This window comes from Enterococcus sp. SMC-9 (assembly GCF_021011285.1).
GTDB lineage: Bacteria > Bacillota > Bacilli > Lactobacillales > Enterococcaceae > Enterococcus_C > Enterococcus_C montenegrensis.
This window is the reverse complement of record NZ_JAILYE010000005.1, coordinates 140,946-165,018: the sequence shown is the minus strand read 5'-3', so window position 1 is coordinate 165,018 and position 24,073 is coordinate 140,946. Positions and strand designations below refer to the sequence as shown.

The 24,073-nt window shown below is 37.5% G+C and carries 23 protein-coding genes; 6 read left to right on the top strand and 17 right to left on the bottom strand.

Annotated elements, in window-relative coordinates; all coding sequences use genetic code 11:
• The 8 genes from recJ to K4422_RS09060 all read right to left on the bottom strand — a co-directional run bounded on the left by recJ (position 1) and on the right by K4422_RS09060 (position 9,498).
• Positions 1–2,289, bottom strand: a complete 2,289-nt coding sequence (recJ, locus tag K4422_RS09095; RefSeq protein WP_442896731.1) for a single-stranded-DNA-specific exonuclease RecJ — start codon at positions 2,287–2,289, stop codon at positions 1–3.
• A 360-nt stretch (positions 2,290–2,649) separates the two neighbouring features.
• Positions 2,650–3,441, bottom strand: coding sequence for an SDR family NAD(P)-dependent oxidoreductase (locus K4422_RS09090; protein WP_230710750.1), 792 nt, complete (start codon positions 3,439–3,441; stop codon positions 2,650–2,652).
• A 5-nt stretch (positions 3,442–3,446) separates the two neighbouring features.
• Positions 3,447–4,385 (bottom strand): ribonuclease Z, encoded by a 939-nt coding sequence (rnz, locus tag K4422_RS09085; protein WP_230710747.1) that lies wholly within the window; start codon positions 4,383–4,385, stop codon positions 3,447–3,449.
• Between the two features lie 84 nt (positions 4,386–4,469).
• Positions 4,470–5,042 carry a DUF1269 domain-containing protein gene (locus K4422_RS09080; protein WP_230710745.1) on the bottom strand — a complete coding sequence of 191 codons (573 nt, stop codon included), beginning with the start codon at positions 5,040–5,042 and terminating at the stop codon, positions 4,470–4,472.
• A gap of 177 nt (positions 5,043–5,219) precedes the next feature.
• Positions 5,220–6,533: a GTPase ObgE gene (obgE, locus tag K4422_RS09075; protein WP_230710744.1), complete on the bottom strand. Its 1,314-nt coding sequence runs from the start codon at positions 6,531–6,533 to the stop codon at positions 5,220–5,222.
• A gap of 91 nt (positions 6,534–6,624) precedes the next feature.
• On the bottom strand, positions 6,625–7,560 hold the full coding sequence (locus tag K4422_RS09070; RefSeq protein WP_230710741.1) for an alpha/beta hydrolase: 936 nt from the start codon (positions 7,558–7,560) through the stop codon (positions 6,625–6,627).
• 20 nt (positions 7,561–7,580) lie between these two features.
• Positions 7,581–8,201 (bottom strand): NUDIX hydrolase N-terminal domain-containing protein, encoded by a 621-nt coding sequence (locus K4422_RS09065; protein ID WP_230710739.1) that lies wholly within the window; start codon positions 8,199–8,201, stop codon positions 7,581–7,583.
• A 205-nt stretch (positions 8,202–8,406) separates the two neighbouring features.
• Positions 8,407–9,498 (bottom strand): DUF871 domain-containing protein, encoded by a 1,092-nt coding sequence (locus K4422_RS09060; protein WP_230710737.1) that lies wholly within the window; start codon positions 9,496–9,498, stop codon positions 8,407–8,409.
• Positions 9,499–9,673: 175 nt separating this feature from the next.
• On the opposite strand from K4422_RS09060, the gene K4422_RS09055 reads away from it, so the two are divergent.
• Complete coding sequence (locus K4422_RS09055; RefSeq protein ID WP_206902709.1) at positions 9,674–10,414, top strand: peptidylprolyl isomerase; 741 nt, start codon at positions 9,674–9,676, stop codon at positions 10,412–10,414.
• A 63-nt stretch (positions 10,415–10,477) separates the two neighbouring features.
• Here K4422_RS09055 and K4422_RS09050 read toward each other — a convergent pair whose 3' ends face one another.
• Positions 10,478–10,912, bottom strand: a complete 435-nt coding sequence (locus tag K4422_RS09050; protein ID WP_206902708.1) for a 3-hydroxyacyl-ACP dehydratase FabZ family protein — start codon at positions 10,910–10,912, stop codon at positions 10,478–10,480.
• Between the two features lie 210 nt (positions 10,913–11,122).
• On the opposite strand from K4422_RS09050, the gene fabI reads away from it, so the two are divergent.
• From fabI to K4422_RS09035, 3 genes are all read left to right on the top strand, one after another.
• Positions 11,123–11,878, top strand: a complete 756-nt coding sequence (fabI, locus tag K4422_RS09045) for an enoyl-ACP reductase FabI (RefSeq protein WP_206902707.1) — start codon at positions 11,123–11,125, stop codon at positions 11,876–11,878.
• Positions 11,879–12,234: 356 nt separating this feature from the next.
• Positions 12,235–13,956, top strand: a complete 1,722-nt coding sequence (locus K4422_RS09040; protein WP_206902706.1) for a Na/Pi cotransporter family protein — start codon at positions 12,235–12,237, stop codon at positions 13,954–13,956.
• 147 nt (positions 13,957–14,103) lie between these two features.
• Positions 14,104–15,021, top strand: coding sequence for a mechanosensitive ion channel family protein (locus tag K4422_RS09035; RefSeq protein WP_206902705.1), 918 nt, complete (start codon positions 14,104–14,106; stop codon positions 15,019–15,021).
• A 99-nt stretch (positions 15,022–15,120) separates the two neighbouring features.
• On the opposite strand, the gene cbpB is transcribed toward K4422_RS09035, so the two are convergent.
• The 8 genes from cbpB to K4422_RS08995 form a co-directional block, all read right to left on the bottom strand.
• Positions 15,121–15,618, bottom strand: coding sequence for a cyclic-di-AMP-binding protein CbpB (cbpB, locus tag K4422_RS09030; protein WP_206902704.1), 498 nt, complete (start codon positions 15,616–15,618; stop codon positions 15,121–15,123).
• A gap of 98 nt (positions 15,619–15,716) precedes the next feature.
• Positions 15,717–16,229 carry a metallophosphoesterase gene (locus K4422_RS09025; RefSeq protein WP_230710726.1) on the bottom strand — a complete coding sequence of 171 codons (513 nt, stop codon included), beginning with the start codon at positions 16,227–16,229 and terminating at the stop codon, positions 15,717–15,719.
• 44 nt (positions 16,230–16,273) lie between these two features.
• Positions 16,274–17,620 carry a ribonuclease PH gene (gene rph / locus K4422_RS09020; protein WP_230710724.1) on the bottom strand — a complete coding sequence of 449 codons (1,347 nt, stop codon included), beginning with the start codon at positions 17,618–17,620 and terminating at the stop codon, positions 16,274–16,276.
• Between the two features lie 4 nt (positions 17,621–17,624).
• The gene (gene racE, locus K4422_RS09015; RefSeq protein WP_230710723.1) at positions 17,625–18,437 is read right to left on the bottom strand and encodes a glutamate racemase; all 813 of its coding nucleotides are present in this window, start codon (positions 18,435–18,437) and stop codon (positions 17,625–17,627) included.
• A gap of 233 nt (positions 18,438–18,670) precedes the next feature.
• A complete protein-coding gene (locus K4422_RS09010; protein ID WP_206902700.1) occupies positions 18,671–19,327 on the bottom strand; it encodes an amino acid ABC transporter permease in 657 nt (218 codons plus the stop codon).
• A gap of 15 nt (positions 19,328–19,342) precedes the next feature.
• Positions 19,343–19,990 (bottom strand): amino acid ABC transporter permease, encoded by a 648-nt coding sequence (locus tag K4422_RS09005; protein ID WP_206902699.1) that lies wholly within the window; start codon positions 19,988–19,990, stop codon positions 19,343–19,345.
• Between the two features lie 12 nt (positions 19,991–20,002).
• Positions 20,003–20,809 carry a transporter substrate-binding domain-containing protein gene (locus K4422_RS09000; protein ID WP_206902698.1) on the bottom strand — a complete coding sequence of 269 codons (807 nt, stop codon included), beginning with the start codon at positions 20,807–20,809 and terminating at the stop codon, positions 20,003–20,005.
• Between the two features lie 51 nt (positions 20,810–20,860).
• The gene (locus K4422_RS08995; RefSeq protein ID WP_277988633.1) at positions 20,861–21,598 is read right to left on the bottom strand and encodes an amino acid ABC transporter ATP-binding protein; all 738 of its coding nucleotides are present in this window, start codon (positions 21,596–21,598) and stop codon (positions 20,861–20,863) included.
• 340 nt (positions 21,599–21,938) lie between these two features.
• On the opposite strand from K4422_RS08995, the gene trpS reads away from it, so the two are divergent.
• Together trpS and K4422_RS08985 are read left to right on the top strand one after the other, a co-directional pair.
• The gene (trpS, locus tag K4422_RS08990; protein ID WP_206902697.1) at positions 21,939–22,949 is read left to right on the top strand and encodes a tryptophan--tRNA ligase; all 1,011 of its coding nucleotides are present in this window, start codon (positions 21,939–21,941) and stop codon (positions 22,947–22,949) included.
• Positions 22,950–23,338: 389 nt separating this feature from the next.
• A complete protein-coding gene (locus tag K4422_RS08985; protein WP_230710721.1) occupies positions 23,339–24,007 on the top strand; it encodes a YoaK family protein in 669 nt (222 codons plus the stop codon).
• Positions 24,008–24,073 lie beyond the last annotated feature (66 nt).

The following is a 24,073-nucleotide window of genomic DNA, read 5'->3' as shown; positions in this document are numbered from 1 at the left end:
CTAGTTTTCAAACCAAGTTTTTAAAGTTGCCATATCACTTAGCAATAAAAATTCTTCTGTTTTGATTTTTTGTTGTCTACGTTTATAAACCACACTGGTAGTAAGATCTTTTTTGCCATCAACTTCTGTCTTGTGTAAAAGACCATCGCTTATTGTAACAAATTCTAAATCAAAAAACACCTGAATCATAAAAATTAATAATTTTTCTGGTATTTTTAAAAATTGCGCAATGCTAGGAAGTTTATATCGGACATCTAGCGTATCTTGTTGTGCAATTAGTTTAAAGAGTCGACCATACTGTTCCCTTGTCCCCAAACCATCTAAATACGCATCATCATCGGCGTTTAAGACTAAATACAACTGATGAAAATCCGTCAGCGACAAAATTTCTTTTAAAACGAGGGCATCCATCGGACAGTCCAAAAATGCAATACTGGAATAATTTTCCTCTTGTACCACCAGTTTTAAATGTGTTAAGTCTTTAAAATGATGCACCTGTGTTAGAATTTGAGTTTTTATATCTGTAGGAACTTTATTACCAAAACAAACAAACAGTGTGTTCGCATCAAATTGAAGATTTTGTCGCTTCTTTTTGGCACGTAAATCCACTAGCTGTAAGCCTACAGCTGCAAAATCTATCAATTGCAACTGTGGTGATTGTCGGCCATTCCATTCATTCAATTGTAGTTGCCCTACAATTGAAAGTTCGTTGTTTTCAATTGAAGTTAATTGATTACCAAAACCAAAGCCAATCGTAGTTAATTGCGTATTTTCACCGTCAGTTGCATTAAATTTCAAATGATTATTATCCGCACCAATCGTTTTTAAATCACGAGCAAAGATATGCTGCAACATAAAATAAGGTTGCGGATTGTCCATGCCAAAAGGCGCCAGTTGTTTCAACTCTTTGATTAAAGGAATTGTGGCATCTGCTATATTCAAAATACCGTCAATAGCTAGCGTGTTACCGATCAGCTGTTCTTTATGTCCAGCAGCATAAGCAGCAACATTTTCTTTGAATTGATCAAGGTCTGCAACAGGAACACTAACACCCACAGCAGCATGATGACCACCAAAGCTTGTGAATAGTTCCCGCATTTCATCTAACATTGCAAACATATTCAATGATGCAATACTACGACCAGAACCTTTTGCGATACCATCTTCTTTTATCGTCAAAACAATTGCCGGCTTACCGGTTTCTTTTAAGATTCTGCCGGCTACAATCCCTAATACCCCTTCATGCCAACCAGATTGCGCGACAATGTGAATTGCATCTTGGCTATTGATTAACGCAAGTGCCTCTTTAGTGATTTCTTCAACTAAGCTTTTACGCTTTTGATTAATTTCATCTAAATCCTTTGCAAGAGAGATTGCTTTTTGTTCATCAAAAGTTTTTAACAAGTCGACAGCTTCATTAGGATCAGACAGGCGACCAATGGCATTTAAACGCGGGGCCAAAGCAAACCCGATACTTTGTTCGTCTAGTTTACTTTCTTCTACCCCACTAATTTTTAACAATGCTTGCAAACCCAATCTTTGCGTCTGCTGCAAAGCTTTTAAACCATAAGTTACTAAAACCCGGTTTTCATCAGTCAATGAAACCATATCAGCAACAGTTCCAATAGCTACTAAGTCAAGAAACTCTGCGGGTACTTCTTCTAGTAACGCACACGCAACTTTAAAAGCCACCCCAACACCGGCTAATTCACCAAAAGGATAACTACCAGCAGGATGCCGGGGGTGAATAATTCCAAATGCAGCTGGTAATTCTTTTGGCAATTCGTGATGATCCGTTACGATAACATCCACACCTTGGCCATTAGCATAATTAATCGCCTCATGACCTGAAACGCCGTTATCGACCGTGATAATTAACTGAATTCCCGCTGCAATTTTTTCTTGATAAACTTCCAAATTAGGTCCGTAACCATCTTTAAAGCGATTTGGCAAATAAAATGAAACATCCGCTCCTAAAAGCTCTAGTGCTTCTGTCATAATTGTCGTACTTGTTATGCCATCAGCATCGTAATCCCCATAAACTAAAATTCGTTCCCCATTCATAATTGCGATTTGAATGCGCTCAACGACCTTGTCCATTTCAAACAACGCAAAAGGATCGTGTAACTGATCAATTTGTGGTTGTAAGAAGGCAGTTAATTGGTTTTCGGTTTTTATTTCACGTTGCCAAAGCAGTTTTGCCAAAGTTGTATTTAAATTATATTTTTCGCAAATTTGAACAAATTCTTTTGGCACTTCCTTATTTTCTGGAAGTTGCCAATTATACATAGAGCTACTCAAAAAATCACTCCCAACCAGATTATTATAGCAAAGAGACGAATAGATGGAAAGTTTTCCGGTACTTTAAACCAACTTTCTTTAAATAAAAAATAACATCTTCCTCCTGTAAACAACACGGAAAATTGCCTTTTGAACTCCTTTTGCCTTCAAACTTCAAGAAGAGATTTTAATAAATTGCCTTTCAATTTCTTGAAATTTTTTTTAAACCGGTCGGTAAAGTCTGTTCGTAAAACCTGATAGGGATTATTTTGCCGCAAGCTGATTTTTCATTTGAAAATTATTGTATTTCCATATAGTCACAGTCAAAAAAAAGAGTTAACAACTCCCGCGAGTTGTTAACTCCTTTTACTATTTTTGATTAAACATTCCACCGGCTAACCAGTCGCCAACATGAGGAAATAACGTATAAAATTGACTTGCCACTTGCATAAGGTGGGGCCGATTAATTTCTCTCTTTTGCTTTTTAATACCTTTAATAACAGCTTGTGCTAATTTATCCGGTTCTAAGACAAAATTACCAAGACTTTCTAAATAATTTCCGCTAGGATCGGCTTGTTCAAAGAAATGCGTTGCGACAGGTCCTGGGTTAACCGTCATAACGTGAATGTTCGCCGGTTTTAATTCTAAGCGCAAAGCATTTGAAAAACCCAATACAGCAAATTTTGTAGCCGAATAAACAGCTGTTTTAGGCGTAGCCATTTTTCCTGCCATTGAAGCAATATTAACAATACTACCCGAAATGCCAGCTTCTAACATCATTAGAGCAACTTTTTGCGTTACTACCATCATCCCTAAAACATTCACTTCAAACATTTGATAAGCTTTTGCCATATCAAAGGAAGTAAAGTCCTCAAAAATACCAAAGCCGGCATTGTTAATCAAAACATCTACACGACCAACTTCACTTTGTACCTTATCTAACATCGCCTCAACACTTTCTGGTTGTGCGACATCCAATTGAAAAGCATAAGCACTTTTACCACTTAAACTTTCACAGCGTTCTTTTACTTTACCAATTAAATTAATGCGACGAGCACAAACAATCACAATTGCACCATTTCTAGCCGCCTCATAACAAAGCTGTTCACCTAAACCACCTGAACCGCCTGTGACTAAAACTACTTTATCTTGTAAATTCATCATTATCATTCCTTTATTTCATTTTGAAAGGGAATATCAACAATATCAAAATCTTTGGCAATTTTTGTATTAGGAAAAATTTCCTGGGCTTCTTTTTCTAAATTAAGAGCATCTTGAGCTAAATAACGCGCACTAATATGCGTTAGTATTAGGCGTTTAACTTGGGCCCTTTTAGCAACTTCGGCAGCTTGATGGGTTGTGGAGTGATAGTAATTCCGCGCCATTTTTGCCTCGTTTTTATTAAAGGTACTTTCGTGGACTAAGACATCTGAGGTTTTCGCTAAAGCAATGGAGGCATCACTAATTCGTGTATCTCCTAAAATAGTCACGGTACGGCCTGTTTTAGCAGCTCCGACAAAATCTTTGCCACTGACGGTGCGCCCATCTGGTAATGTCACCGTCTCGCCTTTTTTTAATTGGCCAAAAATAGGCCCTGGTTTTATACCTAGCGCTACTAATTTATCCACCTGTAATTGCCCATCATGGTCATGTTCTGCCACGCGATAGCCATAACTATCAATTCCATGATCTAACAGGTCACAGGTAACAGTAAATTGATCATCATAAAAGATGACTCCTGGTTTTACTTCAATAAACTTTAGACTGTAAGCTAAACGCGTTTGGGAAATTTTAAGCGCATTTAAAACAAATTGTTTAATTCCTGCTGGTCCATATATTTCAAGAGGCTCATCTCCGCCTTGAAAAGAACGGCTACTAATTAACCCCGGTAAACCAAAAATATGGTCCCCGTGTAAGTGAGTAATAAAGATTTTTTCAATTTTACGAGGGCGGATATTCGTCCGCAGTATCTGCATCTGCGTTCCTTCCCCACAATCAAACAACCAAACAGCATTGCGTTCATCTAATAACTTTAACGCAATACTGGTTACATTGCGATGCTTTGCCGGCACGCCCGCACCGGTTCCTAAAAACTCTAATTCCATTATCCAACCTGGCTTTCTAAAATTTTAACTACGAAAGGTTCCTTAGTAGTATAACACGCTTCAAAGCCAAATTTTATGCTTGTTTCATTCTTTTTCTGTTGGGTTTGCTTGGGTATGGCTTTTTTCCCAACTGTCTTTGGCTTTTTCCCTGGTTTCTTTTGTCACTTGTTGTGCTTTTTGAATTTCAGCTTGAACTTCTTCAAAGTCAAAACGCGTGATTTCACCATGTAATTGTTCAAATACAATCTTATTTAATGGACGATTATCTTCTTCTTCTGCGATGACGATTAAGCCGGTTTGACCGGGAGCAATTTTATTTAGTAAAAATTTGAAGATATCTTGCGCTTCGTTGATTTCTTTTGCATCGCGCGTTGCCCCAATCATACTACCGCCAACCCAGCCTAATAAAATTGCCAAAGGACTAATTAATACCCCCACCAACATGCCAATAAAGCCGCCCTTAGAAGCATTATCACTACCAGTAAAATCCATGAAGTCCTCAATTTTAAATTGGTGGCTACCATCATCTTGATGCGTTACCACAGCCATTTGCTCCCCTTTTAATTTTCGATTCATTACCAATTGCTTTACCTCTGAAAAAGCTTGGTAACTTTCTGAGGAAACTTTAAAATTCATCACAATAACGCGTTTACTCATTTTTTATCCTCCTTACTACAACTTGCTGTTATAAAAAATCTATTTCCTTAGTTTGAGTGTACCAGTTAAGGCGGGGAAAGAAAAAAGAAAAGCAATCCAAAATGAAGACTTATTCTAAACCCTTAACCAAAGGGTTTACTTAGAATGCTTCAAAGTGGATTGCTCTTTTATTCTTTTCTATTCAACAAACTCAAATTCAAAATTACCAATGCGGACAATATCTCCATCTTTTGCACCACGGGCCCGTAATGCTTCATCAACTCCCAAGCCTCTTAGTTGGCGGGCAAAACGCATAACGGTTTCATCATGAGCAAAATTGGTCATTTGGAATAGCTTCTCAATTTTATCTCCGCTTAATACCCAAGTTGCATCTGGTTCCCGAGTAATTTCAAACTCAGGTTCATCGGATTGATACCCATAATGCACCACATCTTCTTCAATTTCTTCATCGTATAATGGAAATTCTGGTGTTGTTTCCAATAAATCTGCAGTTGCGTTTAATAATGCTTGCAAACCTTTTTTGGAAACAGCTGAAATTGGGAAAATCGGGATATCCGCTGCAAACTCATCTGTTTTTTGTGCTTGTAATTTTTCTTTGAATGCTTTTAAATTTTCCTCTGATTCTGGCATATCCATTTTATTTGCCACAATAATTTGAGGACGTTCCAACAAGCGTAAGTTATGACTTTCTAACTCTTTGTTAATTGCTAAATAGTCCTCATAAGGATCTCGGCCTTCCATACCGCTCATGTCAATCACATGTAAAATCACGCGCGTTCTTTCAATGTGACGTAAAAATTGCGTGCCTAGCCCTACACCTTGAGAAGCTCCTTCAATTAATCCAGGCAAGTCGGCCACAGCAAAACTGCGTCCATCTGTTGTTGTTACCATTCCTAAATTTGGTACCAGCGTAGTAAAATGATAAGCACCAATTTTAGGTCGCGCTGAAGAAATTACAGAAAGTAATGTCGATTTTCCCACCGAAGGAAAACCAACTAAGCCCACATCAGCTAAAACTTTTAATTCTAGTTCAATTTTGCGCTCTTGTCCTGGTTCACCGTTTTCCGCCAACTCAGGTGCTGGATTTCGCGGTGATGCAAATCGTGTATTCCCACGTCCACCACGTCCGCCACGAGCGACTACTAGCGTTTGTCCTTCTGTCACCAAATCCCCTAACAGCGCGCCTGTTTCAGCATCACGAACTGTTGTACCTGGTGGAACTTTGACGTAGGTATCTTCTGCACCTCGGCCATGCATTCCTTTACTCATTCCATTTTCACCAGGAGTAGCTTTGAAATGCCGATTAAAGCGAAAATCCATCAAGGTGCGTAACCCTTCATTAACAACTAAAATGACATCACCACCATGACCGCCATCACCGCCGGCAGGTCCTCCGTCTGGCACGTACTTTTCACGACGAAAAGCAACCATACCGTCGCCGCCTTTGCCGGCTTTGACATCAATTGTTACTTGATCTAAAAACATGGACATGTTTTGTCCTCCATTCTATTCCCATAAATTAAGTCTTCATTATTGTAACGACCTAACGCTCATTTGTCTATGATTTTAAAATTTAACCATTTTATTCATAACGACTTAAAAAGCTCTTAACTTTTTCTTCATAACGTTTTGGATCTTTATTAAAACTTTGGGCATGTGCTGCGCCATCTACTACCCATTTTTCTTTTGGCACATTAGTCGCATTGTAAACTTTATCCAACATAGTAAATGGTACGAATTTATCGGCAGAACCATGGATAAAGAACATTGGCGTTTCATTTTTTGCCAGTTGTTTGGTTACGTCGCCATCAGTAAAGAAAAAACCAGCGCGAAGTCGCATCACTAAATTGGTGACCGGAATAATTGGAAATGTTGGCAAATCAAACAGTTGGTGATATTGATAAATTAACTCCGCTTGAATGCTAGAATACCCACAATCTTCTATAATAGCTTTGACATTCGTTGGTAATTTTTCACCGGAGGTCATCATGACGGTTGCCGCCCCCATACTGACACCATGTAAAATAATTTTTTCCTTAGAACCATTTTGGCTCAAAACCTCGTGAATCCATTTGACATAGTCCTTGCGTTCTGGCCAACCAAAACCAATATAATCTCCTTGGCTTTTACCATGTCCTCTTGCATCAGGTACCAAAACGTTATAGCCCAGCCTGTGATACATGTCAGCAAATTGGTACATAGATTCTGCATCCCCCATGTAACCATGAGCTATAATGGCTGTTTTATCACTTTTTTTAGAGGCGGGTAAATAAATACCCCGCAACTTTAAGCCATCTTCGCTAGTTATATACCAATTTTTTCTCGTATTACCTTTAAACCACGTTAAAGCCGTATCAGTAGGTTTGTTATCTGCAGCAGCTTGGGCTTCGTTATCATCAGCTAAAAAATCTTTTTCTGATGGTACAAATGCATAGTTATAAAAATAATTGCCAGCAAAAACAAGGCCACCTGCTAATAATAGCAAAACAATACCAATTGTAATCCATACTTTTTTCACTTCTATTCCTCACTTACAAATTAATCGCAAACTGCGTTTTCCGGATGTTGGTGGTAAGTAAAAGCCGCGCTAATATCTTCTTTTGAAGTCCGCGCTAAAGATAAGTTTAATTGCTCACATTCTACTTGAGTAAAAAAACCGACAGCTGTCGTTTCCAGCCCTGATCTAATCGTTGTCTCTAACGCCTCGCAATAGATAAAAAACTTGTAGACATAGGTCAAACTTGCGGGATAATGATGTTTTGCTTTATCTTTCACGGCGATTAACTGCAAAGGTTTAACCAAAATCCCGGCTTCTTCCAAAATTTCTTTTGCAGCAATTTCAAACGGAGAATAGCCGATGTCTCCCCAACCGCCGGGAAGCGTCCAGCTATTATCGCTTTTTTCTTTTACTAATAAAAGTTTATCTTCAACAAAAACAACACCGCGAATATCTACTTTAGGCGTAGCATACCCATCATCTGTGTAAAGATAATGTTGAATCTGTTTTTCATTCCAATCGGTTAACAAATTCATTAATTTTTCCGTCACTATCAACAGTTGATCATAGCGTTCTTGGTCAAAGACATCCCGGCCATATGTTTTGCCCGATTGTCCAATCCCTTGGAGTTCATTTAATAAAAGTGCCAGCTGATTTTTCATCTACCCACCTCCAACTTTATTATTATACCAAAAAACCCTTTAGACATATGGCATCAAAAGAGAAAAATTATGGGAAATATTAAAAAGTCAGCTTACGTGATTAAAGATCAGCAAAAAAAAATACCCAGTTAGTATTCTCGTTAAACAAAAAGAATTTTTAGTTCTTTTTGTTTAACGAAGGAATTGATACAACTGGGTAGTTCAATTATTTATTTTCAATTAATTTAAAACTTGACCAAGGTTTTAAGAAATTCAGCAAGAAAAGTTCATCATCACTGATGCGCCCGACAACGTTCACCCGGCCGTCATTTTTCATCTCTTTTAATGCAATTTGCGTTTCGCCTTTATACTGTCCGTAACCAACATTATCGATCAAAACATCGCCCCGCGTCATATCATGTGTATTATGAGCTGGAAATGGTTTGTCTTTGTAATACACCCGCGTCATCGTTGAACGCAAGATGTATTCTGAACGATCGCCACGATAACTGTGCAAATTATCAAACAAACAAATACGTTCGTCTGCTGTTATGTCCTTAGCAGGGGCGACTTTTAAGCTAGGATATTCAGAAAAGAAAGCTTCAGACATTGCTTTTAACTCTGCTTCTGAGGCATAGGCATTTCCTACTGAGATATCGTCAATCAGCCCTGTCAACATGAAGTGCTTAACTTGGGTAGCTATCTCTAAATCACGGTGATCTTCTAGAGTACATAGACCATCTTGGGTTGGCCATGGTCCAAAAGTCGCCTCATGAGAGTTCACAAATGCCATCGTATTTAAATTGTATTTACGGAATTTTTTCGAACAAAAGACAAAGTGATCATAACTCAAGCCAGAATAACGATGAGGATAAAAATTATGAGAACCTAATAAGTTATTGGTGTTAGGAGAATAGCTCATAATATTATCGACATAATTTGTTCCTTGACTCATATTAATTTCAATTTTAATACCATAAGGATTTCGCGTCATTTTGGCTTCTTCTGCCCCAGTAAAACCAAGATCTAAACGAACGCCATAAGCTCCCATTTCATCAAAAAAAGAAAGATCATCATATGAAATGCCTAATTGTTCAAAAAGACCTGGATTAATATCTACCATGACTTCCATTTCCAAACTGTTAGCATAATCAACTACTTTTTTAAACCCAGCTAAAACTTTTTCTTTATCGCCATCAATTTCTAAAAGACTAGTAAAGACCCGTTTAAACCCATATTTATGAGCCAAATCTAAATATGTCTTGTCCTTTTCAAATGTTGAACGTTCTGGATAAACTGAAATACCTAATTTTCCCATTACTAATTTCCTCCTTGAGGTTTACATTTTTGAATGCTCTTACATTATAACAAAAACGCTCCAATTGGTCTACACCTTTACCTTTGCAATTCACTATTTAAAAGCCAACCACGACTGGTCAAACATTTTTTTATTTGTTATTCTTTAACTATCATAGATAAAAGGAGCTACACACATGATTAAAAAACGTATTTTAGGGACAGCAGTTTTATTTTCTGCGCTGCTCGTCATTGCAGGTTGTACAAATAACAGTCCAACCTCTTCTAGTTCTAGCTCAGATAAGACTAGTGAAACTTCTGAAAAAGTTGATGTTAATAAATTGGACTTACCTCAACTAGACGCTAAAGTCAAAGATAACGAAGACCTCGTTGAGCTGCAAACAGATAAAGGAAATATCAAAATCAAACTGTTTCCAGAGATCGCACCAAAAGCGGTAGAAAATTTCATGACGCATGCTAAAAAAGGTTATTATGACGGCTTAACTTTCCATCGTGTGATTAATGATTTCATGATTCAAGGTGGTGATCCTAAAGGCGACGGCACTGGCGGTGAAAGTATTTGGGGTAAAGGTTTTGGAGCAGAACCTTCTAATCAGCTATATCATATTCGCGGGGCACTAGCGATGGCCCAATCCCAACAACCTAATAGCATTGGCAGTCAGTTTTATATCGTCCAAAATAAAGACGATATGAGTGATGGTCTTTTAAAAGATTGGATTCCAAATAAAATTATCGATGCTTATAAAAAAGGCGGTTACCCTTCTTTAGATGGTAGTTACACTGTATTTGGTCAAGTTATTGAAGGGATGGACGTGGTTGATAAAATTGCCGCAGTAAAAACTGACAGTAATGACAAACCCGAATCCCCGGTAAAAATCAAAACAATTAAAATCTTACAAGAAGCTAAAACAAAATAGAAAAAAAGGATGTGACATAAATTTTTGTCACATCCTTTTTCTTAATGAAAAGTTATTCTTTTTTTATTTTGCACCTACAATAAACGTGAAGACACATTCGGCAACTTTTTTACCCGCTACTGTCGCTTTTGCATCGGCAGTCCCGACGTTTCCTTTCATTTTTGTAATTGCAAAACGCAATTGTAAGGTACTACCTGGTCGAACTAAATCGTAAAAATGAGCTGCATTAATCCCGCCAATATAAGCTGTTTGGCCCAAAAATTCTGGAGATTTTAAAATTAAAATTGAACCTGCTTGCGCCAAAGTTTCTAACACTAAAGTTCCTGGCATGTGGGGATTATCTGGCTGGCTTTGGCAAAAATCTTCGTTATAGGTGACTTGTTTTTCCGCTATAATTTCTTTACCAGCTAAAAGCGAGGTAACTTTATCAATATATAAAATTGGGAACCGATTTGGGATCAGCTCTTTAACGTTTGCAACGGTCAATGTTTGGCTCATAAGAACCCTCCTTGTTTTTTTGCTGATAATAAAATAGATGACAAAACAATCTATTTTGATTATCAAAGTATCATATCTCTAATTTTCTTGCAAATTTATAATCTGCAAGAAAAAAATAGTTTGACAATCAAACAATTTTATCTAATAATAAGAAATCATACGGAGCAAAAAAATGAAATTATTTATTTTGATTATTCAAGGAGTGTAAACATGAGTTTATTAGCTGGAAAAAAAGTTGTCGTTATGGGCGTCGCCAATAAGCGCTCAATCGCCTGGGGCTGTGCCAAAGCATTAAGTGATCAAGGTGCAGAAGTTATTTATACTTACCAAAACGACCGCATGGCCAAACAATTAGAAAAATTAGTTGGCACTGAAGCATTCAAAGTAGAATGTGATGTTGCCAGTGATGAAAGTATTGAAGAATGTTTTGCAAAAATCGGGAATTATGCCGGTGAAATCCACGGCGTTGTCCACGCTGTCGCTTATGCCAATAAAGAAGATTTATCTGGTAGCGTAGTCGATATTTCACGAGAGGGTTACGCATTAGCACAAGATATCAGCTCGTATTCATTACTTGCAGTTACCCGCTATGCAAAAAATATTTTAGCTCAAAACAGTGGGATTGTAACTATGAGCTACTTGGGTTCCCAAAGAGCAGTACCAAATTATAATATGATGGGAATTGCTAAGGCCGCCTTAGAAGCTGCCGTTCGTTACTTAGCTGCCGAATTATCCCCTGAAGGCATTCGGGTAAACGGAATTTCTGCTGGTGCCATTAAGACTTTAGCTGTAACAGGGGTTAAAGACTATCAAAAATTAATTCAATTATCTGAAGAAAGAACACCAGACAATGTTGGGGTGACCATTGAAGAAGTCGGTAATACCTGCGCCTTTTTAATCAGCCCGGCTTCTAGTGGGATTATTGGAGAAGTTATTTTTGTCGATAAGGGCGTTCATCTATCTTAGAACACCCACCCACTTTTATAAAAGACCGTTGTTTTGAAGCGATTTAAAGTTAGCTTTTCGCTAGACTTTAAAAGACGCTTTATTGCAACGGTCTTTTTTTAACAGCAATTTCTAAGGTAAATCAAAATATCGTTATATGAAGTATTCCCCTTATCTGGCAATCACGTTTTACCAAAGTCAAAAATAATATACGTAAATTAACTTTTATTACATTTATCCCTTATTTCTTTTAACTGAATGTGTCGTCGTTTTTAGTAACAACTGATTTTGTTATTATACAAAAAAATCGTTTACATCCTTTCGTATTTTCGCTATGCTGACTTTAATTGGTTAAAATATTTGCTGGAGGAAATTGTATGTCGTATCAAGAAATGCTCTTTAGCTTTTTAGGTGGTCTGGGAATTTTCCTATTTGGGATTAAATATATGGGAGATGGTCTGCAAAAAGCCGCCGGTGACAGGCTTCGAGAAGTTTTAAATAAATTCACTTCAACACCTTTACGGGCTGTTTTAGCGGGTATTATTGTCACAGGACTAATTCAAAGTAGCTCTGGCACGACAGTTTTAACAGTCGGGCTAGTTAGCGCTGGGTTTATGACGTTGCGCCAAGCAATTGGGGTCATTATGGGAGCCAACGTTGGAACGACGGTAACCGCCTTTATAATTGGGTTTAATTTAAGTGCCTACGCCTTGCCTATCATTGGGATTGGTGCCATTCTTTTATTTTTTACCAAACGAAAATTGTTTCAAAATATCGGTCAAATTTTATTTGGTTTTGGTTGTTTATTTTTTGGCCTTAAATTAATGGGCACCAGTATGGAACCATTAAAAGACTTACCCCAATTTAACGACTTGATGATTGGTGTTTCTCATCATCCTATTTTAGGTGTTGGGATTGGAACGCTTTTAACAATGGTTTTACAGAGTTCTAGTGCCACCATTGGAATTTTGCAACAACTTTATGCCCAAAACAGCTTAGCTTTGGGGGCTGCACTCCCAATTTTATTTGGCGATAATATCGGGACTACGATTACCGCAGTTATTGCTGCGTTAGGCGCTAGTATTGCTGCCAAGCGAACTGCCGGAGCCCACGTAGTCTTTAATCTGGTGGGAGCAGTGATATTCACCTTACTGCTAACCCCTTTTACACACGTAGTTATTATGATGACAGATGTTTTAAACTTGAACCCAAGCATGCAAATCGCCTTTGCCCACGGACTTTTTAATATTTCAAACTTAGCCATTCAATTTTGGTTTATCCCTCAAATTGAAATGTTAGTCAAAAAAATTATTCCTGGTACCGATAAATCTTTGGATATTCGTGCCGTGGAATTAAACGAAGACTTTTTATATACCTCACCAAGCATTGCACTGCGTCAAGCTTCAAACGAAGTTATTCAAATGGGAAATTATGCACTTCGGGCACTTTCTGCCACCAAGGATTTCTACATTAAACCAACAGACGACAAAAAAGATGATGTTTTACAATATGAGGAGGCCATCAATCAATTTGACGTTGAATTAACCGACTACTTGGCTAAAACTGCCACTGTAGAACTTTCACAAACAGAAAGCCAAGAACAAGCAATGTTGCTAGAATTTACCAAAGACTTCGAGCGGATCGGGGACCACTGTAAAAATATCATCGGTTTTATTGAAGAAGCTTGTCAATTGGAACAAAAGCAGCGGAATAAGGAAAAACGCAATGGCAACGGTATGAAAACTACGCGCACTACACTCATTTTATATGATGAAGATTTAATTTCATTGTTTGATAAAGTTTTAAAAAATATTCGCGATGCACTTTTCGTTTTGGAGACTGACGACCACAACCTTGCAACTAAAATTCTTTCACGGGAAAAAGAAGTAAATGAGTTAGTTGACCTATTGCGGAAAAAATATTTCCGTTTAATGAGTAAAGGCGATGGCCGGGCTGCTGATAGTGTTTTGTTTATTGATATCAGTTCAAACCTAGAACGAAGCAGTGACCGTACGTTGCATATTGCCAAATATATTTTGGGAAATGTATACGGCTTTAAAGCTCCCGCGTCTTATTTGCAACAAACAGACGATGTCTAAAGAACGCTTTTGGAATAACCAAGCCAAACAATTAAAAAATTAAAAAACTGCCAGCAAATTGGCAGTTTTTTTATGCTCTTTTTGTTAAGATAAATAGTGCAGAAGATTTATTAGAATCGGAACAACGGATTTTAAGGGAGGATTTTGATGTTACACATTGCAGCACAAACAACCGACTCTACCAGTTCAGGTATTACAGAGCCAGCAGTCCGACAATTGAATGCTTTTCAACGTTGGTGGGGAACTATCAATTGGGAGAATGTCACCGGATTGCTCATTTCAAAAGGACTAATGATTATCTTTTTGATCATTTTATTTAGCGTCTTATTGCGTCTTTGTGATTTTTTAGTAGAACGCAGCTATCAATCCTATCAAAAAAGACAAAAATTCAGCGAAAGCCGGATGAATACATTGAATACTTTAATCCGCAATGTCATTCATTACACATTAGGCTTTTTCTTCATCTATTCCCTACTTTCTACTCTTGGTGTTCCTGTTGGCTCACTACTAGCCGGGGCAGGAATTGCCGGTTTAGCTATTGGGCTTGGGGCACAGGGCTTCATGAATGATATTATTACCGGTTTTTTCATCATCATGGAACAGCAAATTGATGTAGGCGACTATATTATTTTAAGTAATTTAGCTATTGAAGGAACGGTTACTTCTGTCGGCATTCGCACGTTAGAACTACGCTCGGCTAATGGGACTGTTCACTTTATTCCCAACCGTAATATTACTACCATCAGTAATAATTCCCGCTCTAATATGCAAGTCATTGTCGATGTTCGAATTGACCCCAACGAAGGCTTAGATAAAATCAAAACTGCTATAAAACGTGCCAATGATCAAATTGCAAAAACCTATCAAGAAGAAATTCAAACTGAACCCACTATTTTCGGCTTGGTTGATTTAGGCAATAGTAATTATGCGATTCGCACTACTTTTTATGTCTTAAATGGCCAACAGTTCAAAATAAAAGAAGATCTGTTAACAGCCGCCATTAATGAATTAAATGCAGCTGACCTATCCATTCCAGCAACACCAATTTTACCTGCAGCAAAATAAGTTTCAAATTAATCGATTCTAACTACGTTTTTAAAACAAATAACCCGTCAACAATGCCTAATCAGACATTGTTGACGGGTTATTTTTAACTTTCCGTCTTTAAATGACAAAGAGTTTATCTTTCTTTTTTTCTGTCTTATCCACCAATTCATATCGCTTTTCTAGTTCATGAACCAAATGATTCGTAGCTTTTAAAACTTCTTTGCGGGTAATAATTCCCACAAAAATGCGTTCACTGTTTACAATTGGTAAAAAAGCATTATTCACTAAGAGATGTAAAATATCTTCTAGATCAGCATCTTCTCTGGCATAATCTACGCCAATTTCCATCACGTCTGCCACCGTTAACCCTGCTAGATTATCGGTATCAATTCTTCTTAAATCAATCATTTTTCCGACTATATCATTTAAGCCGATTAAACCGACAAAGCGATCATCTTTATCTAAAACTGGAATTTTTGAATAGCCGACTTTTGATAAAACTAACAATGCGTGATCTAACGGATTGGAATACATTAAAGATGCAACGTTTTCTGCTGGTACTAAAAAATTATCTTGATTTTCTAACAAAAGTTCTTGGACAGTGGTTCCTATCAAATTGATTGCCTCCATTTCCACCCAACATACAACCTTATTGTACAAAAAATTGTAAGGGGAAACATCTTGTCTTACGCGCCTTATGAAAATCTTACAGATTACTTTTTAAAGTGGAAATGCAAATCACTAACGGCTGCATGGGTGCGGTCGTAATATTGCACTTCCCAACTATCAGCTGAACTTTCGATAATCGCATAGCTTTGAATTTGAATGGGACCTCTTGGTTGTGAGATACTGCCCGGATTCAAATACAAACATCCCTTAACTGCTTCGCAACCAATTTGATGCGTATGACCAAAAAGGCAAATATCAGCATTTTCGGCTTTAGCCTCTAAAGAAATCTGGGTTAAGCCAAAGCGAACATTAGATAAATGTCCGTGGGTCATATAAATCGTGTCTAGGGGTGTCTTCATAACTAAACGGGACTTAAAACCAGGATCAAAATCACAGTTGCCTGTCACGACATTGTAAATTTGAAACAATTCATCATTACTTGGTAACTCTGAATCCCCACAATGAAAGAAATAATCCACTTCATCACGGCGACGCTGCAAAATATCAACTAAAATTTCACGATCCCCGTGATTATCACTGACTACTAAATATTTCATATTGCGCTCCTCTTGTTTGTTTTGAAAAACTTTAAAAAGATTTTTTATCCTTCTAACCATGTCTGCCAACTCTTTTGCAATTTTTTCAGTGCTTGCCCACGATGACTAATCGCATTTTTTTCAGCAGCACTTAATTCGGCAGCTGTCTTTTTCATCCCTTGAGGAATAAATAGCGGGTCATAACCAAAGCCATGATCGCCTCTTGGAATTCGACCAATTTTCCCTGGCCAGTCAGCCGAAACGACAAGACTTTCTTTTTTAGGGGCAGCAAAAACCAACGTGCAGTGAAAATGCGCATTTCTATCTTCATCGGGAACATTGGTTAATTCATGTAACAATTTAGCATTGTTGGCTGCATCGCTTTTCATTTCACCGGCAAAACGAGCTGAATAGACACCTGGCATACCATTTAAAGAGTCGACTGCTAAGCCAGAATCATCTGCTAGCACAGGGCGATTTAATAATTGCGCAATTGTTTCAGCCTTTAATCGCGCATTTTCTTCAAAAGTGTGCCCGGTTTCTTCTACTTCAGGAATTTCCGGGTAGTCTAATAATGTTTTAACTTGATAGTCGCTAAAAAGGGCTTCAAATTCCTTTGCTTTACCGGGATTTTTAGTGGCAATTACAATTGATTTGGCATCGTCTTTTGCAAGGACATTTTCAAGTTCAGCGTTTCCTAATAGCGCTTCTTTTTGAAAGGCAACCAAATCATGAATTGCCTGTTTTGCATAAACTAGCATTTCATTTAATTCTTCACCGTTAAAAGTACTTTCTTCACCGGTTCCTTGTAGCTCGACAAATTGCCCACTTTCTGTCATCACAACATTCATATCAACACAAGCTTTAAAATCTTCACTATAATCCAAGTCTGTGACACAAGTGCCATCGGCTAAAATGCCCACGCTAATTGCAGCTAAATGTTCTTTAATCGGATCTTCCATTAGTTCATTTTTTTGAAGCAGCTTATTTACTGCTAGACGTAAAGCAACAAAGGCACCCGTAATACTTGTGGTTCTAGTGCCGCCATCGGCTTGTAAAACGTCACAGTCAACGATAATACTCCGTTCTCCCAGCTTTTCTAAATCCACAACCGCACGTAACGAACGGGCAATGAGACGTTGAATTTCCATCGTTCGACCAGAAAGTTTGCCTTTGGCACTTTCACGGCGATTGCGAGTTTGGGTCGCGCGAGGCAACATACTATATTCCGCATTTACCCAACCTTTGCCAGTACCTTTTAAAAAAGGTGGCACTCGCTCTTCAATTGTGGCAGAACATACAACTTGTGTATCACCAAATGAAATCATCACTGAACCTTCTGGATGTTTAAATACATTGGTTTTAATTGTTACGGGGCGAATTTGTTGTACCCCACGTCCGTCATGTCTCATTTTATTAATCCCTTTCTAAATCTACATGTTTTGATTTTACCGAAATATTGTCTAACCATTCATTGGCAATCTCATCAAACATTTTAGTTGAACCCGTCGTATAAAATTCATAGTTTGGCGTTTTATTGTCAATGCTATTGGCAATTTCAAAATAATCTAACAAAACACTAACTTCTCCTACTGTTTCCGCACCAGAGTCAATTAAATTCACCTGACTGCCCACCACGTTTTGAATAATCGGCCGCAATAAAGGATAATGTGTACAGCCTAAAATTAAAGTATCCATCCCGCTATATTGCAAAGGTAATAATGTTTCAGCGACCACTTTTTTTGCTACTGGTGATAAAAATTGATTACTTTCCACCAAGGAGACAAATTTGGGACAAGCTAAACTATATACTTTAACATTTGGCATTTTGCTTTGAATTGCCTTTTGATAAGAAGCACTTTTAATGGTTCCTTCTGTTCCAATCACAGCAACCTGATGATTTTGGGTAGTTTTCACAGCCGCCCTAGTTCCCGGTAGAATAACACCGACTACTGGAATAGCGATTTCTTGGCGAATAACATCTAAAGCAACCGCAGTAGCGGTGTTACAAGCAATTACGAGTAATTTGATATTTTTTTGAACCAAAAATTGTGTCATCTGTCTTGTAAATTCAATTACCTGATCAGCGGGCCTTGGACCATAAGGACAACGCGCGGTGTCACCAAGATAAATCAAGTTTTCATTTGGTAATTGTTTTAATGCTTCTTTTAAAACGGTCAATCCGCCCACACCGGAATCAATTAGACCGATTGCGTGCTTATTTCCCATACTCTTCATCCTTTGATGTTTGAAATAAGCAAGATATTTCAAACTGGTTTATTTCATTCCAATGTCTCTATTTTCGCTTTTTTTAAGTTTTTTTTCAAGTCCTGTCTCTTTGCCCGCCAAAAAGCCATTTAAGTTTTCTAAAAATAGCAGCAACTTATTTTGCGACAAAAAATCCAGTCTTCTTTTCTTAAGCGTTAAAGTTCACTTAAGAAAAAAAGACTGGCAATGAAGACTTAATAATTATATTGTCTTGTTTCCAAATATTTTGAAACAAGGGACAATGCGTAACAGACGATAAAATATGCAATTGTCATCGCCAAGAACATTGGTAAAACATAATTTTCATTTTGACCGTAAATAATCTTAGCATTATGTGTCAGCTCAGGTAATGAAATAATTACGGCCAAGGAAGTATCTTTAATCAAAGAAATTAACTGACTAACAATTGCAGGGATCATTGATTTGAACGCCTGAGGAATAACAATCGACCGCATTGTCTCAACATAGGTTAGACCGGTGGATAACCCTGCTTCCATCTGACCTTTTGGAACTGCATTTAACCCCGCCCGAAAAACCTCTGACAGCATCGCAGATTCAAAAATAGTCAACGCCACCACAGCTGACCAGAAAATATCAAAGCGGATACCAATTTGCGGCAAAGCAAAATACGTGAAGAAAATAATGAGTAACAACGGTAAATTTCGAATAACATCAATCACTATCCCCAAAATTTTGGATAAAAATGGGATATTACTAAAACGAATCACGCCGATAAAGCCACCAACAATAAAGCTAAAAATAATCGATAACACCGAAACTTCAACCGTTACTCGTAACCCATCCATTAAAAAACGCATATTAACAAATGAAAATGCATCAAAAAAGTTCATTTAATCCGCTCCTTTCTAGCCTGTTATAGCCCATTTTTTCTCTAAGTGATTCATTAAGTATGAAAGTGGCAATGTTAAAACCAAATAAAATAGTGCAACAATGATATACGTATCAAAAGTATTAAACGTCGTGCTGGCAATCAAGTCCCCTTGATACATCAAATCAAGACCAGCTACCATTGCCAAAACAGAAGAGTTTTTCACTAAATTAATAAACTGATTGCCTAATGGCGGCACTACGATTTTAAAAGCTTGTGGTAACACAATGTAGCGCATCGTTTGACTATAAGTTAGGCCTTGTGAAAGTCCCGCTTCTGTCTGTCCGCTTGGCACCGTTTGAATACCAGAACGTACCGTTTCGGCAATAAAAGCTGATGTATAAATAATCAAACCAATCGTTCCGGCTTGAAATCCATCAATTTGCACCCAATATAGCGGAACTACGACAAAGAAAAACATCGCAATAATCAATAATGGAATATTCCGGAAAAACTCAACATAAGCCTGTGCCAAAAATTTTATCACGCGATTGCTGGACAATTGTAAAATTGCCATTAACGTACCGATAATCAGGCTAAAGAAAAGGGCAATTATACTGGAATAAATTGTAAATTTGAACCCTTCAAAAAACATACCGCTGTATTCTTGAAATAATGTCAGCATAACTGGCCTCCTTTATTTTACTTTCCCAGTGTTGTCATTTGGGAACCACTTGCTATAAATTTCATCATACGTGCCATCTTGATGCATTTCATCTAGTGCTTTATTTACTTCTTTTAAAAAGTTGTCTTGACCTTTATTAATGGCAATACCATATGGTTCTTCTGTAAATGTACTACCCGTTAATTTATAGTTTTTATTTTCAGAGGCCATCCCCAACAAGATAGCATTATCAGTCGTCATGGCATCGCCTTGTCCTGACTGTAAAGCAGTGAAAGCTTCGGCATAATTTTCCAACTCCAAAATTTTAGCATCTGGAGCATGTTGCCGAATATTCACGGCAGACGTGGAACCTTTAACTGCTAGTACTGTATCATCACCAGTTAAACTATCCACTCCGGTAATTTTACTATCTTTTGGTACCAGTAAAGATTGGCCAGCATCAAAATAGACTTGGGAAAAATTCACTTGTTTTTTACGTTCTTCTGTAATCGTCATAGTAGCAATAATCGCATCGATGTTTCCGTTTTTTAACAAGGGAATCCGAGTTTTAGAAGTTACTTCCACAAAAATTGCATTGCCGTCCCGTCCAAGAATTTTTTCTGTGATAGCTCTGGCAATATCAATATCAAACCCCTTTACTTCATTGGTCGTGACATCCATCATACCAAACAGACGAGTATCGTATTTTACACCCCAAATAATCTGGTTGTTTTCTTTACTAACTTTTGAAATATCTTGGTCTGCAACGCTCTTTCCACAACCACTTAATATAAGCAGTACTGCTGCAAGCCCAAACACAAATGAAAAGATTTTTTTCATTAACTTTCCTCCGATCCTTACGATTGCAAAACAAACAAAACCAAAACAATATTAATGATTGATAACTTTACTGATAAATTGTTTTGCTCGGTCCGTTTTCGGATTATTAAAGAAGTTCTCAACGTCGCGACTTTCTTCAACCACTTCACCATCAGCCATGAAGACGACCCGGTCAGCCACTTCTTTGGCAAAGCCCATTTCATGGGTAACTACAATCATGGACATTCCATCTTTGGCGATTTTTTTCATGACATTTAGCACATCACCAATCATTTCTGGATCCAATGCTGAGGTTGGTTCATCAAACAAAAGCATTTGTGGCTGCATTGCAAGACCACGGGCAATAGCAACACGTTGTTGTTGTCCGCCAGATAACATTGACGGATAAGAATCCTTTTTATCTAGCATTCCGACACGATCTAACAAGCGTTCTGCAAGGGCGATGGCATCTTGTTCATTTTGTTTCAAAACTTTAATGGGGGCTAATGTAATATTTTCTAACACTGTCTTGTTGGGATATAAATTAAAGTGTTGAAAAACCATCCCGATATTTTTTCTGATTTCTGTCAGTTTACTATTTTTGCTGTAAAGATCGTGGTCATTTATCAATAAATGACCAGAAGAAATACGTTCTAAACCGTTGATACAGCGCAGCATCGTACTTTTTCCTGAGCCAGAAGGTCCGATAACCACGACTACTTCACCTTTTTCGAAATTTAAATTAATATTTTTTAGCGCATGGAATTTACCGTAGTATTTTTCCACGTTTTGAAATTCGATCATAGACATTGGCGTCACTCCTGTTTTAAGTTTAAAATCTATTGATGTTTTAGTTTAAGTAGTATTATAAGCAAATTAAAAAACGTTTGTAAAGTTTTTTCGCAAAAAAAATTAGAATTGACTAACTTTTCTGACAATAACAACGGAGAATTTTGAGAACTTTTCTGACATAGAGATGTAAGTTGTATGCGTTTTCCAATTCTAAAAAAACTACTTTTCAGCTATTTTCTTATTTTCCCAGTTTTACTTTTCAATTTCCAGTTATTTGCCTTTTTGGCAGTTGCCGGAAAGTTTAAAAAAAGGTACACTGACATATGTGAGAATAGAATTTAGAAAAAGGTGACAACTCTTGAAAAATACCATTTTAACAGGGGATCGCCCCACTGGCAGATTACACTTAGGCCATTATGTCGGTTCATTAAAAAAACGCGTGGAAATGCAAGCAGATCCCAACAACGAACTTTATATCATGATTGCAGATATGCAGGCTTTAACGGATAATGCTAAAAATCCAGAAAAAGTTTCTTCCAATGTTTTGGAAGTGGCCTTGGATTATTTGGCCGTAGGTTTAGATCCAAGTAAGACAACCCTTTTTATCCAATCGCAAATTCCGCAATTAGCAGAACTAACCATGTACTTTTTGAATCTCGTTTCTGTTGGACGGGTCCGTCGTAACCCAACAGTCAAAAGTGAAATCGAGCAAAAGAATTTCGGCGAAGGTGTACCAACAGGATTTTTCATTTATCCAGTTTCCCAAGCAGCCGATATTACAGCTTTCAAAGCCAACCTTGTTCCTGTTGGCGAGGACCAAAAACCAATGTTAGAACAAACGCAAGAAATTGTTCATAGCTTTAACAATATCTACAAACCTGTTTTAGTTGAACCAAAAGCTGTTTTACCGCCAAAAGGAATGGGACGACTACCAGGGATTGACGGCAATGGCAAAATGAGTAAATCCTTAGGTAACGGAATTTATATCGCAGATTCTGCCGATGTAATCAAAAAGAAAGTTATGAGTATGTACACAGATCCCAATCACATCCATGTGGAAGACCCTGGCCAAGTTGAAGGCAATATGGTTTTCACCTATTTAGATGTTTTTGGCACCGATAAAGAATATATTGCAAAATTAAAAGACAACTATCGTCGCGGCGGTTTGGGCGATGTCAAAATCAAACGTTATTTGATCGATGTTTTAGAAGCAGAATTTGCGCCAATTCGAACCAAACGGGAAGAATTAGCAAAAGACCCTGCTGCTATTATGGAAATTTTGCAAAAAGGCTCCCAACAAGCAGAAATGGTTGCTGCCCAAACATTAGCGCAAGTCAAAGAAGCAATGGGCATTGCTTATTTCAGCTAAAATACTTTTTGTCGACTGTACTATAAAAAACATCTAAAATTCCTACATGGTTAAATTGTTTTACAAAAGATTATCCATGTCTAGCTTTGCAAAAGCACTTTACTTACAATAAATAAATATTAAACATTTGCGACGTAATGTTTAAATATTTCGTTCTTATTGTTCAAAAGTTAAGTACCTTTGCAAAGCCTTTTTTATTTTTTGCCTTGTAGACGCATAAATTTCTCAGCAAAAAGTACAGATTTTAATTTTTCCTTTGAACTTTTTTGCTTTCAAATTTAGATCGTATCACTTTTATTTCACCAATTTTTTCTAAGTCAAATCAGTTGTCAAATGCCCGAAGTGGGGCTAAATTTAGTATGTATGGCAAAGATAATGAGGTGATAAAAATGAAGGATAAAGAATATCCTTTACATGAACGATTGATCATTGGTGTTTTTTTAGCCGCCGCAGCTGGTGGTTTAGATGCCTATACTTACCTTTTTCACGGTGAAGTTTTTGCAGGTCTACAAACAGGGAATTTCATTTTATTAGGTTTAAATCTAGGTCACGGTAATTTTGGAGCATTGCTTCGGTTTATTGTGCCGATTAGTGCTTTTTTTATCGGTAGTGTTGCCACACGTTTTTTGCAACATCACTTAAAAGATGAAACCAGTTTGCGCAGTCGGCAAAAATTAGTCTTAGTTATTGAAATTATTTTAATGCTCCTTACTGCTTTTTTATCTCCTTATATTTCTGATAAACTGGCTAGCGCATTACTTTCTTTTGCTGCGGCTGCGCAGTTACAAGAATTCCGTAAACTTCATGCTGGACCTTTTACCTCTTTGATGATGACGGGAAATTTACGTACCTTAGGGGAAACATCTTGGGATGCCTTTATTCATCACGATAAAAAAGCTAAAGCCAAATTCAATGATACTGCTATTGTTATTTTAAGTTTTGTTACTGGCGCTACTTTAAATAGCCTTTTAGGCAATCGCTTAGGCACAGCTACAATTATCGTGTCAGCAGTTGTCCTAGTAATCCCACTGTTTATCCTCCACACTAAAGAGAATTAAAAAATACGCGGCTCTCATCGGACAAACTAATGAGAGCCGCGTATTTTTTATTTATAATCCTAAACT